A 14,435-nucleotide genomic window follows, 5' to 3' on the forward strand; every position below is an offset into this window, starting at 1 on the left:
CGGGCGCATGACCGGTTGCTTGCTGCGAAGGCATCGTTGCGCCATGATGAAAACAACGAATGATGACGCCAATCAAGGCGTATGATCGACAAGGGAGACGACATTGAAGAAAGTCCTCGCAGGGATCATTTCATCTGTCCTCGTGTTCGGCTCTGGCGCTGCAACAGCGCAAGGCAATCCGCCCCTGAAACTCGGTGCGATTCTCGACATGTCAGGTCTCTACGCCGACATAACCGGCGTGGGCAGTGAGACCGCGGCAAAAATGGCGGCGGAGGATTTTGGCGGCGAAGTTCTCGGCCGCAAGATTGAAATCATCGCGGCGGATCATCTCAACAAGGCCGACCTGTCATCGAGCATCGCCCGCGACATGTTCGACAATCAGGGCGTTGAGGCGATCGTCGATGTCGCGGCATCGGCGACCGCGCTCGCCGCCAACGAAATCGCCAAGGCGCGCAACAAGATCATCATGTTCAACGGGCCCGGATCGGTTCGGCTGACGAACGAGGCCTGTGGTCCTTACACCGTGCACTATGTGTTCGACACGTTCGGGCAGGCGAATTCGACCGGCCTCGCCACGGTGAAGACCGGACTCGACACCTGGTTTTTCCTCCAGGCGGATTATGCGTTCGGGCAGGATCTGGAGAAGGACACCACCAACGTCGTGACCAAGATGGGCGGCAAGGTGCTGGGGACGGTGAAGCACCCGCTCAACACCTCGGACTTCTCGTCGTTCCTGCTGCAGGCTCAGGGATCGAAAGCGAAAGTGGTAGGCCTCGCCAATGCTGGCGGCGATACCATCAACGCCATCAAGCAAGCCGCTGAATTCGGCTTGATGAAGGGCGGCCAGAAACTGTCACCGCTGCTGGCCTTCATTACCGACATCGACAGCATCGGTCTCGAGACAGCGCAAGGACTCGTGCTGGCGGAGGCTTTTTACTGGGACCTGAACGACGATACGCGCGCCTTCACCAAGCGCTTTATGGACAAAGTCAAGCGCGTGCCGACCTCCGCGCAGGCTGGCGTTTATTCGTCCGTGACTCATTATCTCAAGGCCGTGAAAGCCGCAGGCACGACCGACTCCGCAGCCGTCATGAAAGTGATGAAGTCGACGCCGATTAACGACATGTTCGCCAAGAACGGCAGGATCCGCGAGGACGGCCGCATGATCCACGACATGTATCTCTTCGAGGTGAAGAAGCCGTCGGAATCGAAGGGCCGGTGGGATGACTACAAGCTGCTGGCGACCATTCCTGGCGATCAGGCGTTTCAGTCGCTCGATGCCTCGCGCTGTCCGCTGATCAAGAAATAAAAGCACCGTATTCAACGCGCTTTCGATTCAGGGAATCTTCGTCATGACCGACACTGTTCTGCAGAGTCTCGATCGCGGTCTTCTGACCATCACCATGAACCGGCCCGATCGGCGCAATGCCATCAATGCGGAAATGTCGGCGGGCCTGATCGAGGCCGCACGGCGGGCGGCGGACGATTCCGATGTTCGCGCGGTTCTGTTGCGAGGCGCCAATGGTACGTTCTGCGTCGGCGGCGACGTCAAGTCGATGGCGGAAAACAAGTCGACGCTGTCTTACGAGCAAAAGCGCGGAAACCTCCGTCGCGGCATGGAAATCTCACGCATCCTTCACGAAATGACAAAACCGGTGGTGGCGCAGATCGACGGGGCTGCGGCGGGAGCCGGTCTTTCGATTGCGCTGTCCTGCGATCTGCGCGTCGCCTCAGCATCCGCCAAGATCACCACGGCCTTTGCCAAGGTCGGCTTCTCCGGCGACTACGGCGGAACATATTTCCTGACCCAGATGCTGGGCAGCGCCAAGGCGCGCGAGCTTTATCTCCTGTCGCCAGTCTTGACGGCTCAGGAGGCGCTCGCGCTCGGGATGGTCACGAAAGTGGTTCCCGACGCCGAGGTCGGCAACGCGGCAACTGAACTTGCCATGTCGCTGGCGCAGGGGCCGACCGTGACGCTCGGCTACATCAAGCGCAACATCAACAACGCCGAGCAGTTGTCGCTCGAAGCCTGCTTCGACGCCGAAGCCGCGCACCACACGCGTTGCTCGGAAACCGCCGACCATCTGGAAGCCGCCAAGGCCTTCATGGAAAAGCGTGCCGCGGTGTTCAAGGGACATTAACGAGCGCGGTAAACAGGAACACACGAGTGGCGGAATTCATGAGGCTGCGCCAAATCTGTCTCGTTGCGCCGCGTCTTGAGCCCACGGTCGGCGAGATCGCCGCGATCATGGGCCTCAACATCTGCCATCGCGATCCGAACGTTGCGCGTTACGGCCTCGAAAACGCGCTGCTTCCGGTCGATACCATTTTGCTCGAGGTGGTCGCGCCGTTTCGCGACGGCACCGCCGCCGGGCGCTTCGTGGAGAAGACCGGGGGACGCGGCGGCTATATGGCGATCTTCTCATGCGACGATCCGCGCGAACGTCAGACAAACGCCGAGAGCATCGGCGTGCGGACGTCTCATGTCATCGACCGGCCGCCGTATCTCGGCGTTCAGCTTCATCCGCGCGACTGCCGCGCCGCTTTCATCGAATTCAATCACACGGCTGGCAGCGACAACATCCAGGGTGCTTACCCGCCGGCGGGTCCCGATTGGCACAAGGCGATCCGCGACGATGTCACGACGGCGCTGACAGAGGTTGAACTGGCTAGTCCGGATCCGCAGGGACTTGCCGATCACTGGGGCCGCATCATCGGCATTCCTGTGGGCCATTCGGCGGACGTGCCGGAGATCGTGCTGTCCAATAGCAGAATCCGCTTTGCGAAAGGCGACAACGAGATCATGAGCGCGCTGACGTTCCGTGTCCGCGATCCCGCCGCGATCCTAGCTGCTGCGAAAGCCCGGGGGCATACTGTCACCGGGAGCTCTTTCTTTCTCTGCGGCGTCGACTTTCATCTCGCTGCGTGAGCGTTGCGCGTGGCTTTGCGCACCTGATATTCGCGCACCGGATCCGGCGTGAAAGCGCTGTTCCCGACCGGATTTGATCGCTAGATTTCGCCCGCAATAGCAGCTCGCAACAAGGACACCAGATGGCCAAGGATGGATTGACAGTTATCGTGACAGGTTCGGCGTCGGGTCTTGGCGCGGCGTCCGCCGCCATTCTGGCCAAGCAGGGCGCGCGCGTCGTCGTCAACTATTCTTCCAGCCAAAAGGAAGCCGAGCAGACCGCGGATGTCTGCCGAAGCGCGGGCGCCGAGGTCGTGGTGGTGCAGGGTGACGTTTCGCGCGACGAGGACTGCAAGAAAATCGTTGTCGCAGCTGCGCCGTGGGGCCGGCTTGATGCGCTTATCAACAACGCCGGTGTCACCAAGCACATGGATCATGGAAACCTCGACGGCCTTTCTGCCGAGGACTTCCAGCGCATCTACGCGGTCAACACCATCGGCCCGTATCAGATGATCCGCGCCGCGCGCGCTCTACTCGAAGCGGGCGCAAATCACTCGGGCCGCGCCTCGTCCGTGGTGAATGTCTCGTCGATAGCGGGCATCGCCGGAATCGGATCGTCGGTCGCGTATGCGGCGAGCAAGGGCGCGCTGAATACCATCACGCTTTCGCTGTCGCGCGCGCTGGCGCCGCTCATTCGCGTGAACGCCGTCTGCCCAGGTTATATCGATACGCCGTGGTTCACGAAGGGGCGTGGCGAAGAAGCCGCCAACAAGGTTCGTGAGATGGTGACGGCGAAATCGCCACTCAAGATCGCGTCGGCAGCCGAGGATATTGCGGAACTGGTCTGTTTTCTCGCCCGTCCGGAATCACGCAGCATGACCGGTGAGATCGTCCGCATCGACGCCGGTTCGCATCTGGTGTGGTAGGGCTTTGAGCCGGTTCAATCGCCACTGAACGGGCGTCGGTTCCCTGCTCAGAGCCGATGCTGCTCAGACCTTGTTGCCGGGATCGGACACGACGCCGCGGGCAACCAGCCTGTTCCAGATGAACAGCACAACCAGCGCGCCGATGGTTGCGGTGATATACCCCGCACCCTGGTTGGGACCGTAGTGGCCGATGGCCTGACCGATAAAGGTTGCGAGAAAAGCACCGACAATCCCGAGCACCATCGTCAGGATGAAGCCTGTCGGATTATTCGGACCAGGCGACAAAAGCCGTGCAACAAAACCTGCGACCAATCCGACGATGAGAATATGAAGCATTGCTGGGTATCCTTGATGAACAAAATTCTGACGGGATCAGGTGCCGGATCGGCGTGGAGCGAAGACTTCGCTCCACGCTAGTTGATGAGGCCGATCAGATCCAGCGCGAGGCTTCGTGCTCGGTCGGCAGCCGGCCGTTTGGTGTCAGCTGGTTGATCACGTCGGGCAGTTGCTTGGCGAGACCCGCAAGCAATTCGTCACGCGACAAGCCAGTCTGCGACGTCAGCGTGTTGATCTGGTCAGCGCCCAGCGCAGCGCCGAGGTCGGTCGGCGAAATCGGCTTGTTGTTGCCGGTGCCGACCCATGAATTCGCGGTCTCGGTGTGGCCCTTTTCCTGAAACTGCTTGAGCAGATCGTTCAATCCGCCGCTCAAGGCGCCGCCGGCCGCGCCGCCTGCCAGCAATCCGCCGAGTGCGCCACCCAGCGGACCCTTCATCAGATCGCCGAGGCCGCCACCAAGCAGGCCGCCAAGCCCGCTTCCACCGTCAGCGCTGGCCGTGGTCGTTCCGGGCAGCTGCGGGGGAACGGAGGGTGCGCTGTCTGCCGGGCTGGTGCCGGGCTGGCTTCCGCCGATGTGCTTGACCGCCTTGTAGGCAAGGAGGGCAAGGATCGCCATGGTGATCGGCGACATCCCGCCGCTGCTTTCCCCCGGCTGGCTTGGCTCGCTCGGTCCGCGCGGGCCGTTTTGCATACCATTGAGAATGTCGAGCAAACCCATTGTCGTCTCCTGTCGGTCACTTTGGCCCCGGAGGCGAGAGTAGTGTTTGGTCATGACGGTTACAAGGCGGGGTGGCGGTGGCGCGCGCCGTCTGGTATGGAATTGCGAAACTTTTAGGCGTTCTTGCAGGATATTCGCTGTAAGGAATGCGACCGGTCCCGTAGCTCAGCCGGATAGAGCGGCGGTTTCCTAAACCGCAGGTCGGAAGTTCGAGTCTTCCCGGGATCGCCAGTATTTATAGCCTTTTCGAGTATCGTTGAAACCGCCGGGGTAACAGTCGGGGTAACAGCACATCAGCACCTGCCTTTCCCGAATTGACAACCAGAATCGTGGACACTTGCAGTGCTATCAGCGATCACGGTCTCAGCTTCTTTAGAAACTCAAGCGGCACTCCAAGCTGATACAGCAGCGCTCCGCCAGCAGCGACGCTAAGTGCGGCTGCGCCTGTACCAAGCGTGGCAGCATACTTACTAAGAAAAGTATTCACGTGCTTTTTCACTTCGATGGTCGAAGCGTCAACGGCCTTACGTGATGCGGGGCTTCGTTTTGGCTTTTGAACTGCGTCCGCCTTCGCGGCCTTTTCCAAATTCACGTTAAGACGCCTGAGCTCTGCGATCAGTACACCGACTTCTTTAAGGTACCCATCGTCGTCGAGTCGAAGAGCTGGCGGCGGACCGTTATGGTGCCGCAGCGGATCGTAATCGAGCGCATCTTGAAGTGCAGTTATTAATAGCTCGGAAAAGAAGATGACCTGTGACTTGCGCCCTACAACATCGCGACTGAGTGGCACTGGTCGGTCGGGGTCCACCGTATCTTCAATAAGAATACGCAATAGCTCAGCTTTAGTCTGACCTGTTTGCGAAGCCAGATCGTCAAGTCCCTTCATGATGACGGGATCTAGGTTGGTAGTTACTCGCGGCCGCTCTGATAAACTGTTGGGCGTATATTCACGCAGTACGTCTGGCCGCACGTCATATATCCGTTCGCTTTTTGTGACCGGACGTTCGATAGCGCGTTTAGCCGCATACCTACGCTTCTCCCTCAGCGCCTCCAATGCTTCCCTGATGGCGCTCGATCGGGTTTGACCGTCTAGGATGCCGCGCTCAAGCGTCTTTAGATCGCGAGCACTCAGAGAGACCGAAACGGATTTCAGCGGCTCAGTTTTCTTTGTCTTCTTGGCCACAAAATCCCCTGTCAGCAGTGTTCTCGACGGTAATATCTCTCCCTGATCTTCGTCAACATCGCCGTCTCATGCTCCCACGGAATGGCGTTAGACTGTGTAAGTTTTAAATCGGCCATGTACATACCCACGCCGACCCTTCGACGTATTCGCTTTTAGCTCCGTTTCCAAAAACTCATTCGCCAAGGTCAGCGCGCGGATAGTCGAACGCATGTCTCCATCGCAAGCGCAATCGCCTGATCGGTGGCCGCGTCGATTCGTTCCGACTCCTCCTGTGGATTTGGTTGGGGATTGGCCGACATGCTGTGTTCCGCGTTGACTCTCGCAGAAGCATGTTCCTATTTTGTTCCTATGGTGTCAAGTGAGCCAAAACGCCGACTTCCGCCGCCGTGGCGCGTGGAAAGCGCTGGCAAGGATGCGTTCCAGATCAAGGACGCCAACGGTATCACGGTGGCTTGGGTGTACAGTCGCGACCATCTTCATAAGGCGAAATTCGACACGTACTGGGAGCATCTCACGTCGGATGAAGCGCGGCGGATCGCAAAAGCGATTGCGCGCCTTCCAGACTTCCTGCGAACATATCCAGAGTTCGAACGGCGACGAGTCGAAAGGGTAGGCCGCTACTGGAAGTCTTCGCACCCGTATCATGTTGCTTTGCAGAACGCCTACGTCCAAGAAAACTACGACGATATCGTTGCGTGCTGTCGCTATAACAACGTGCCATTTGAAGCCACGGGCGAAAAGCTGGATCGCGGAAACATTAGCTGGTGTGTTTATGAGTTCGCCCGTCAGTTCGATGCGATCCGCTTTTGGGATAAGTTTGGCGGCCGTTGGTTGGTAGAAGACGAATTCATTTGTCCAGAGAAGCAAAACGATTTTCCGGGGATGAAGTCACTGAAGCACAAGGGCGCGATATAAAAACTGATCTTCTAATTTCTGCGGATTGCAAATGCGCTTTGTAACTGACGGGCCGGACATACCGAACTCATTAATAAAAAAGTGGCGTGATGGCGATGTGCTATTTCTCGCGGGCGCAGGTGTCTCGGTGCCCTCCGGCTTACCCCTTTTCGACGGGCTCGCCTTAGATGTTTATAAAGAACTCAACGAATCTTTGTTTACCGCACTAGCAACGGCGAAGAAGCGGCGGAGCGCGGCGGGCAAAAACAAGTATCTTGACTCGCTAGGGCTCTCTTCTGATCGCCGAGTCGAAGCCAATTTGTTCTTCGACAAGCAATATGACCGCTTCTTTTCAGCCATAGAGAAACGATTCGATCCGGACATCCCGGGAAAAGCCAAAACGCGTCACGTTAGGAACGCGGTCGAAAAAATTCTTAGCGAGAAAGAGCACAGCGACAGTCACACCGACTTACTTAGACTCTCGTTAGCGCCAAATTCGTCGGGTGATAAATCAAAGCCATCGTCATGCCGCTTGGTCACGACAAATTTCGATTTGCTTTTTGAAAAAGCGTGGCCCGCAGAGATTGGCGGGGAGGCCATCAGCTTCGATGCAAGAATGGCACCGCGTTCTGGTGCACATGATTTCGAAGGCGTTATCCATCTGCATGGTGCCCTGAGCACGACCGATAACTTGACGTCTAATTACGTTCTCTCGAGTCGTGACTTTGCGCGGGTTTATCTCCGCTCAGGTGTCATAGGAAATTACATTTATGATCTAATTAGACGCTATACGCTTGTCCTTGTAGGTTACTCGGCGGATGATCCCCCAATGCGCTATTTGATGGATGCTATCGGAGAGGATGCCTCTTTATTTTCGGATATGAAGATTCCGTATGCGATTACTGACATTCCGCCCAACGGGCTAGAAGCTATTGAGCAAGCCGCGTGGAAGTCGAAAGAGATTACAGCAATTTTCTTCCAGAGACGGAAAGGAAGAAATCCTTTTGCGCCACTATGGGAGTCGATAAATGCATGGGCCGATTGGGCGCGTGACGAAACTGTCTGGATTGAGCGACAGTTGGCTGAGCACACAAGAGAGAAGTATCAAGATGCTTCACCGTTCCAGAAAGCCTTTGTTCAAGACTTGATGTCTGTTCTCGATAAGGATGAGCTTGAAGAGTCCAGCAAATATCTAATAAAGCGTGGCGTCGATTTCGGATGGATCAGCGTACTCATTGCAGCCATTGACGCTGGCGACAGCGATGTTCAGGTGGGTCGATGATGGTCGCAAGAACCGGAATGCAACAGCGTGAGCATTTACTCTCTCTTTGGGCGCAGGATCGACTAGCCGAAAGGGAGACTGTCTCTTGGGCAATTGATGCGTTAATGAAAATTCGCGGGCGGCTCGGTAGCGAAACAGTTGGGCTATTCGAATTTCTCGAGTCTCACGCCGCTCGAAGCGCTGATCTCTCCAATGAAATGAAGACGCTGTGGCGTCTCTTTCACGAAGTTGCGAGAGAAAGCGCTCATGACCTTAACTACCTCAACCTGTTTGCGCTAAAAGATAAGATACAGGACGGGACTGTCCGCAAAGAGGACATGGATGTCGTTGTGAACAGCATCCGTCCCCGCCTGAAAGCTAAAGAACTCTCTGATTGGATGGAACGAAAGCAACAGGAGTCGACGGGCGAGCAACCATTGGGGTGGGTTCGTTGGAATTTTGAAACTGTCTTTCATTCTTCTGATCTTTTCAGCACACGCCTCAGTCACGCAGAACTTTCGAAACTGTCGACCGATATTCTCAGCCATCTGTTGGAGAGAGGCACGAGCGCGCTAAAGGATGCCTTGGCCAGTGCGCGGACTATTGATTGGCTAAGCGACGAGCGCGATCTGCCAAATATATTAGTTCATCGGGTATTCATTCCGAAAGAAACAGAGAATCCTTCCGAAGATGACGAAGATGACGACGATGCAGATGCTGATAAGTACAACGACAACTTTGTGCCTCTCGTCCGCCTCATTGGCGAAGCGTTCGATACTCTAAAAGATAGCGATCCCATCGCGGCAACGAGAATAAGTGCCTCTTGGAAAGATCAAACAGGCGGACTCTTTGTTCGATTGTTTGCTTTTTCGCTTTGGTTTCGAAATACCGGCCACGAGAAGGTCGTAGCAAGCTTTTTGAGCGCCCTTAAAGATGATGCGTTTTGGCGTTGGATGGTATTTCCGGAAGTTGCCACTCTTCGCGCGCTTCGATGGGCCGATCTTCAGCCGAACGATAAAGCAGATTTGGAAGCACGCCTGTTAGCAGGGCCAACAAATCAAGCTTTTCCGTCAGAAGAAGACGTTCCCGGAGAGGAGATTGAATACCACCGTGATCACGAGTTAGCTCGCCTCGTAGACGCGGGTGTGAATGAGTCTGATTTGATCGTGGGTCTTGTTGAGAGTCGCAGACAGAGGGACGATAAATTCCCTCGTCTGGTTGCGGCGGTGGAGACAGGATTGCCCGGTGCTCGCGTTACCTGGGTGCCCGAAGGACATGCAGACAAATTCGATGACGTCCATCCGTCGAAGTTGTTGGAAGAACTCGCCAATGATCAATCCCAATTTGGTATGGGCAACGATGCGGAAGCGATGGCGAAGACGCCTGACGGCAAGCGCCGTATTCTAGAAGCGTTGACCACTGTCGGAGGGGAAGAGCAGGTTGTTTTAAAGGGCTGGAGCCTCTTGCTGTCATTTGCGCACGAGAAATCCGAAAACCCTTCCGCTGATAGCGAGTTAGTCGAAGCGATCGCAAGAGCAGCATTGACGTTGTCTCCGTCTCTGTTCGCTGCAATTGCGGACCGACTTAGTTATTGGATTGACGCGGCAGACGAACGGGTTCCGAGGTTTGAAGGTGCTCATAGACTCTGGTTTGCGCTGCTGCCCTGCGCCGCCCAGATCGCGAATGATAAAGCGTCCTCGTCTAATCAAGACAGCACCGGGATTGACTTGACGTCGGCAGCACTAAACGAGCCCCTTGGACATTTGTTGTCGTTCTTTGTTCGGAGATGTCCGACGATACCAAAGGAACACACTGATCGTGTCTTGCCAGAGGATTTTGTTCTTGAGCTTAGAAAGCTGACGGGAAGAGCGCGGGAACTGCTCGTTAATCGCATGGCGATTCAGATGAACTATTTCTCACGCGCTGATCGAGCATGGCTTGATGAATTTGTGATTCATCCGATGCTAGCGACAGGTATTGAAAGCGACAGAATTTGGGAAGGGTTTGCCAAATACAGCGCGGTGCCCCGATCAGTGTGGAGCACAATTCAATTCGCTACGTTTAAACGCCTTAGCTCGCCGCAGCTTTCTCCCGAAGCGCGTCGGCGGCTAGCAGAGATGTGCGTGATTCTGTGGGTGTGGTCAAAGAATCCGCAAAATAGCACAACGGTCGATACCGCCAATTTGCGAACCGCGTTCGGTTTAGCTAACGATGATGTGAGAAGCGCGGCGGCGTGGCAGTTTACGACTTTATTTCGCTCGAAGACAGAGGAGACAGAACCAAAGGACGGAGAGAAAGACTCGCGGTTATGGCCCCAAATTGGCAAGGCGTTTTTCGCAGAGGTTTGGCCGCTTGAACCGGCTCTGCAATCGGCACAATCATCAAAAGACTTTGCGAGGTTGCCAGCAAGTGTCGGATTGAGTCATTTTGCTGAAGCGTTGGAAGTGGTGCTTCCGTTCCTTCAGCCATTTGAAGTCTGGGACGTTAGCGGCGGCTTTGGGTTGGATATCAAGCAGCCTAAGACCGAACAAATCGTATCGGCTTACCCAAATGAAACGCTTACCTTGCTAGCTGCAAGCATCAGCGAGCGTCAGCAGAATTTCGTGTATGACTTGGCCGGGCTACTCAGCGCCATCATTGCTGCACGGCCCGAGTTACAAGGTGATCATCGAATGCGTTTCTTACGCAAGCTGACCAAGCGTTAACTCATCAGCGGTCATGTGCAGCGCCACCTCTCTATTTGCGGGTACTGCGGGTACTTGCGGGTAGTTTTCAGGTCCACTGAGAATCCGATTCCAGCGCTGTTATTCTCTATCTATCCAGTTCTGAAAATTACTAAGCTAGAATGAATGGACTGGAAAAGTACCCGCAAGTACCCGCAGTACCCGCAACCAGTGTAACGCGATGTCACGTTCATGCCGGTACTGCCACTTCTTCTGTGGATCGATGGTCGCGCTCATGGGCGATCTATAATAATTTTATATCTCATTCGATGTAAGCGAACTTCATCGAAGATAGAATAATTTTTCAATCGATCAGATTTCACGGGTCCTTCCGGACCGCAAAAAGCGATGCGGGCAAATCCGGGGCGCGATTCAAAAATTTGAAAACTTGGATTTTTATTCTAGTACGGTACGCCGGGAGCATTTCCTTCTAGCCGATCTGGCGGTGAGTCCGCCGACGCCGACGCGCCCCGATGTTGGAACGACGCGGCCGAAAAAGTGGAAGGGGCAATTCGTTGGTTGATTGCGGTCCGCGCCCTGTGGCACATGTTGCAGTTAGAGGCAGGACGCTAGATTCCAACCTAGCGTATCAGTTCGCCGAAATCGATTTCAGGCGTTGTGTCGATCACGGGCTTGCCTGAAGGCTTTCTAGTCGGATTGGTCCGGCTAGATCATCCGAACGTGTGGTTTTCCATGCGGTGACGCCGAGGCGGTAATAGAGACCGCCGGGGAATCGGGCCCCACTCCGCGAGCACTCCTACTACTAGGAGCTTGCAGACTCCTCATCCGGAGGCTTGGCCGTTGCGTCTAGCGCGACGCCGAGGGAGTGCGTCATGACAACCAAATCAGAGTCCGAATATCTTACTGCGTCTCAAGTCCGCCAACGCTTTGGCGGAGCGAGCCGGATGTGGCTTCATCGTCGGATCACTAAGGACGGCTTTCCAGAGCCCGTGCTGTTCGGTGGCCGATTCCGATATTTCAAACTCGCAGATATCCAAGCATGGGAATCCGCGATGATCGCGCGTGGGATTGCCTCGCGTCCGCCAGCTTCATCACAGTGATGGAGCGGCCAAATGGAATCGTTTCTTCGTATCGCGCGAAGCAGCACGCTTCGCGACTTCGGCGATCATGCAGCCCGTGCCCGACGCGAGCGGGAACACGACCGCGCCGGTAATGCCAATGCAACTTCAAGCGTCAACGCCCTTCTCGTTGGCGAACGTCCGGACGCGCGTCATCTTGCCGAACTTGGTTCGCGCCAGAGTTACGCGTTTGCTATTGACGTACTAAAGCGCGAAGCAAGCATTACCGAGGATGTCTTCCGGTCGGCTCTTGATTGCACAACGGATCGTCTAGCAGCATTTCGTGCGGCCCGCATCTTTGATGCGATTCCACGCGACGAAGAAGCCCGCCCTTTCACGCTGGCTGATCTTCGGCAGATGGAATCGGAAGAGGCCGCCTGCGCCCTTGCCTCGATCGGTGTAATCGACTGGCCGATGGCGTCCCGTCGGGTGCGTGCGTTGTTTATGCTTTGCGCGCTGATCGGAAGTCGCCGGTCATGAGTGATTTCAAAAGCAAGCTCGCGTATTCGACCCTTACGGGCGATTTTGGTCATATCTTGCACTGGCTAGATCAGAGCATCCGCCTCGAAACGAACGGCGAAAAGACGATCTACAGCTTCATCACACACGATGAGTACGAACTTTGGCGGTTCGCCAAACCCGCCTCTGAGTCTATGACGCAAGACGAAAACGGTCTTCGAGCCCGCGACAAAAGGATCGCAAAGGCTTGGATGAAGTTTGCTGAATACTGGGATCAGCGCATGTACCGCGAAGAGGCTGTGGCCAAGGCTTGCATAGGCGCTACGTTCGGCACGGAAATGAAGGACGCCGAGCAAGTTCTTATGGATGTGATTTGCAACGAAAGTGGTGCCAGTCGCGTGCGGAATGTTCTGAAGAAGTGGGGAATCAAATGGCGGCCGCCGTCAGAGTTTGAAGAGCGGAATCGTTCAAAGCATCGGGACTGATCCAACGGTGTGGATCAGGAGTTGGATCGCAGTCCGTCTATCCTTCAATCATCGCAGCGCATTGCTGCAACGATCCCGAAGGACAAAGCCATGCACGGTCTTACGCAAGCACAGGTGAACACGCGAGCCAAGGATATGGGCGCGCACGTCGTTGCAAAGCGCAAAGAGTTTAAGCGCGCCGAAATGCAAGAGGAGTCTGAATCCGAAGCGGCTTGGCTTCATGATCAGCGTCTTGTTTCGCACTGGCAGGAGACGCGGAAAGTTTACGATGCTTACCGCAAAGACGAATTCGACGGCCATAATGTAAAGGCGCAGCTTGCCGAGGCAGAGGCCGTCATGGCGGAGGCCAAAGCCGTCCTAGACGAGCATCGCCAAGCCCGTAATGCCGTCCGTGGCAGCGTCCAAACTTCCCAAGTTGACGAGTGGATCGCGCTACAACGTGCGTCCGCGAAATGGCGGCCAAATATTCCCGAGGTGAAGGCCCCAAAGAATAGCACGCCAGCGAAGGAACTGGAGAAGGCTCGTTCGCACGTCGACGCGCTAAAGGCATCCATTCGGGGCGCTGAAATCGCTTGGCTCCCCGAGAGTGAAGCACTCGCAAAAGCGGTCGCGACTATTGATGCTGTTGCCATTACTGGCGCGCCAGATTTTCGTGGGCTCTTCCGATTAGCCAAGCCGAGCCACGCGAGTCGGCGTGCCGTACAGGGCAATCTGGAATGGCCGAAACAGTATGTCGGTAGTGAGTTTAGAAACGACGGGTTCGCGCTGCTTGTCTGGTTAAACCGCGAGGCGCTTGTTGAGCGGGCACGCAAGGAGATTGGCGCGCTGGCCCGGCCGGAAAATGCACTAACGGTACCAGAGCGAGAAGAGAAGTTGTCTCTACTCCGCGCGAAGCTTTTGGCCGCAGAGCGTTTGGAAGAAGCGTGGTTCTTGTTAGCGGTAAAGGACGATCCGCGCTTGCAGCGCCGCCGCATCGATATGCGTGCACTGCTCCAAATCGAAGAGCGCGAATCCAACGCAGCCGACGATGTCGAGGACTTTGGCTAAGGATTCGTGCGGCCATGACCCGCACGAAACGGAGCGGAGTTTCGCCGAATTTCGCCGCTCCGTAGGTTGCCCGGCCGGAAGGGCTGGACTCCGCTTCGGCCGGGCGACTTCTCCCTCTCCTTATCTGACAGTGCAACTCACACAAAAGGAACGACCATGACTCAGTCAATCACAAGCCAAGACGTTTACGACGCCCTCAAGCGCGTGAAAGCCGATTCGGGTCAGCCCGAGGTGCGCGCCATTCTCCAGCGCGTCGCAGGCGTAAACGCGACGAGCGAACTTCGACCCGATCAATATGCCGCCGTGATCGCCGCGTGTGGCCCCGTGCCGTTCGTCAAGCCAGATGGCAGCATCGACGACCGGGCAATCTTCGCGAAGTGGAATGCGTCCGGGAAGCGGGCCAGTTGGTGAGTCAT

General features: G+C 56.1%; 15 protein-coding genes and 1 tRNA gene. 13 read left to right on the plus strand and 3 right to left on the minus strand.

What is annotated here, in order from left to right; genetic code table 11:
* Window positions 1–103 precede the first annotated feature (103 nt).
* The 4 genes from AC07UB_RS12780 to AC07UB_RS12795 all read left to right on the plus strand — a co-directional run bounded on the left by AC07UB_RS12780 (window position 104) and on the right by AC07UB_RS12795 (window position 3,834).
* A complete protein-coding gene (locus tag AC07UB_RS12780) occupies window positions 104–1,309 on the plus strand; it encodes an ABC transporter substrate-binding protein (protein WP_492791134.1) in 1,206 nt (401 codons plus the stop codon).
* A 43-nt stretch (window positions 1,310–1,352) separates the two neighbouring features.
* A complete protein-coding gene (locus AC07UB_RS12785; RefSeq protein ID WP_492791133.1) occupies window positions 1,353–2,141 on the plus strand; it encodes an enoyl-CoA hydratase in 789 nt (262 codons plus the stop codon).
* A 38-nt stretch (window positions 2,142–2,179) separates the two neighbouring features.
* The gene (locus AC07UB_RS12790) at window positions 2,180–2,929 is read left to right on the plus strand and encodes a VOC family protein (RefSeq protein WP_494653279.1); all 750 of its coding nucleotides are present in this window, start codon (window positions 2,180–2,182) and stop codon (window positions 2,927–2,929) included.
* A 122-nt stretch (window positions 2,930–3,051) separates the two neighbouring features.
* Window positions 3,052–3,834, plus strand: coding sequence for an SDR family NAD(P)-dependent oxidoreductase (locus AC07UB_RS12795; RefSeq protein WP_494653281.1), 783 nt, complete (start codon window positions 3,052–3,054; stop codon window positions 3,832–3,834).
* A 63-nt stretch (window positions 3,835–3,897) separates the two neighbouring features.
* Here AC07UB_RS12795 and AC07UB_RS12800 read toward each other — a convergent pair whose 3' ends face one another.
* The gene (locus tag AC07UB_RS12800) at window positions 3,898–4,170 is read right to left on the minus strand and encodes a GlsB/YeaQ/YmgE family stress response membrane protein (RefSeq protein ID WP_494653283.1); all 273 of its coding nucleotides are present in this window, start codon (window positions 4,168–4,170) and stop codon (window positions 3,898–3,900) included.
* A gap of 94 nt (window positions 4,171–4,264) precedes the next feature.
* On the minus strand, window positions 4,265–4,888 hold the full coding sequence (locus tag AC07UB_RS12805; protein WP_492791129.1) for a YidB family protein: 624 nt from the start codon (window positions 4,886–4,888) through the stop codon (window positions 4,265–4,267).
* Between the two features lie 154 nt (window positions 4,889–5,042).
* Between AC07UB_RS12805 and AC07UB_RS12810 the strand changes: the two genes are divergently transcribed.
* Window positions 5,043–5,119 (plus strand) — tRNA-Arg (locus AC07UB_RS12810).
* A gap of 124 nt (window positions 5,120–5,243) precedes the next feature.
* On the opposite strand, the gene AC07UB_RS12815 is transcribed toward AC07UB_RS12810, so the two are convergent.
* On the minus strand, window positions 5,244–6,071 hold the full coding sequence (locus AC07UB_RS12815; protein ID WP_494653285.1) for a hypothetical protein: 828 nt from the start codon (window positions 6,069–6,071) through the stop codon (window positions 5,244–5,246).
* A gap of 297 nt (window positions 6,072–6,368) precedes the next feature.
* Between AC07UB_RS12815 and AC07UB_RS12820 the strand changes: the two genes are divergently transcribed.
* The 8 genes from AC07UB_RS12820 to AC07UB_RS12855 all read left to right on the plus strand — a co-directional run bounded on the left by AC07UB_RS12820 (window position 6,369) and on the right by AC07UB_RS12855 (window position 14,430).
* The gene (locus AC07UB_RS12820) at window positions 6,369–6,986 is read left to right on the plus strand and encodes a hypothetical protein (protein ID WP_494653625.1); all 618 of its coding nucleotides are present in this window, start codon (window positions 6,369–6,371) and stop codon (window positions 6,984–6,986) included.
* Window positions 6,987–7,017: 31 nt separating this feature from the next.
* On the plus strand, window positions 7,018–8,247 hold the full coding sequence (locus AC07UB_RS12825) for an SIR2 family protein (RefSeq protein WP_494653287.1): 1,230 nt from the start codon (window positions 7,018–7,020) through the stop codon (window positions 8,245–8,247).
* A complete protein-coding gene (locus tag AC07UB_RS12830) occupies window positions 8,244–10,931 on the plus strand; it encodes a hypothetical protein (RefSeq protein WP_494653289.1) in 2,688 nt (895 codons plus the stop codon). Before AC07UB_RS12825 ends, AC07UB_RS12830 begins: the two co-directional genes overlap by 4 nt.
* Before the next feature lie 851 nt (window positions 10,932–11,782).
* Window positions 11,783–12,010: a helix-turn-helix transcriptional regulator gene (locus tag AC07UB_RS12835; protein ID WP_494653291.1), complete on the plus strand. Its 228-nt coding sequence runs from the start codon at window positions 11,783–11,785 to the stop codon at window positions 12,008–12,010.
* Between the two features lie 12 nt (window positions 12,011–12,022).
* Window positions 12,023–12,508 (plus strand): hypothetical protein, encoded by a 486-nt coding sequence (locus AC07UB_RS12840; RefSeq protein WP_494653292.1) that lies wholly within the window; start codon window positions 12,023–12,025, stop codon window positions 12,506–12,508.
* Window positions 12,505–12,972, plus strand: coding sequence for a hypothetical protein (locus AC07UB_RS12845; protein WP_494653294.1), 468 nt, complete (start codon window positions 12,505–12,507; stop codon window positions 12,970–12,972). The genes AC07UB_RS12840 and AC07UB_RS12845 overlap by 4 nt, the downstream gene beginning before the upstream one ends.
* Window positions 12,973–12,993: 21 nt before the next feature.
* Window positions 12,994–14,019, plus strand: coding sequence for a hypothetical protein (locus AC07UB_RS12850; RefSeq protein ID WP_494653296.1), 1,026 nt, complete (start codon window positions 12,994–12,996; stop codon window positions 14,017–14,019).
* 156 nt (window positions 14,020–14,175) lie between these two features.
* Complete coding sequence (locus AC07UB_RS12855) at window positions 14,176–14,430, plus strand: hypothetical protein (RefSeq protein WP_494653298.1); 255 nt, start codon at window positions 14,176–14,178, stop codon at window positions 14,428–14,430.
* Window positions 14,431–14,435 lie beyond the last annotated feature (5 nt).

The sequence above is a fragment of the Afipia sp. GW821-FHT04G03 genome, assembly GCF_059419985.1.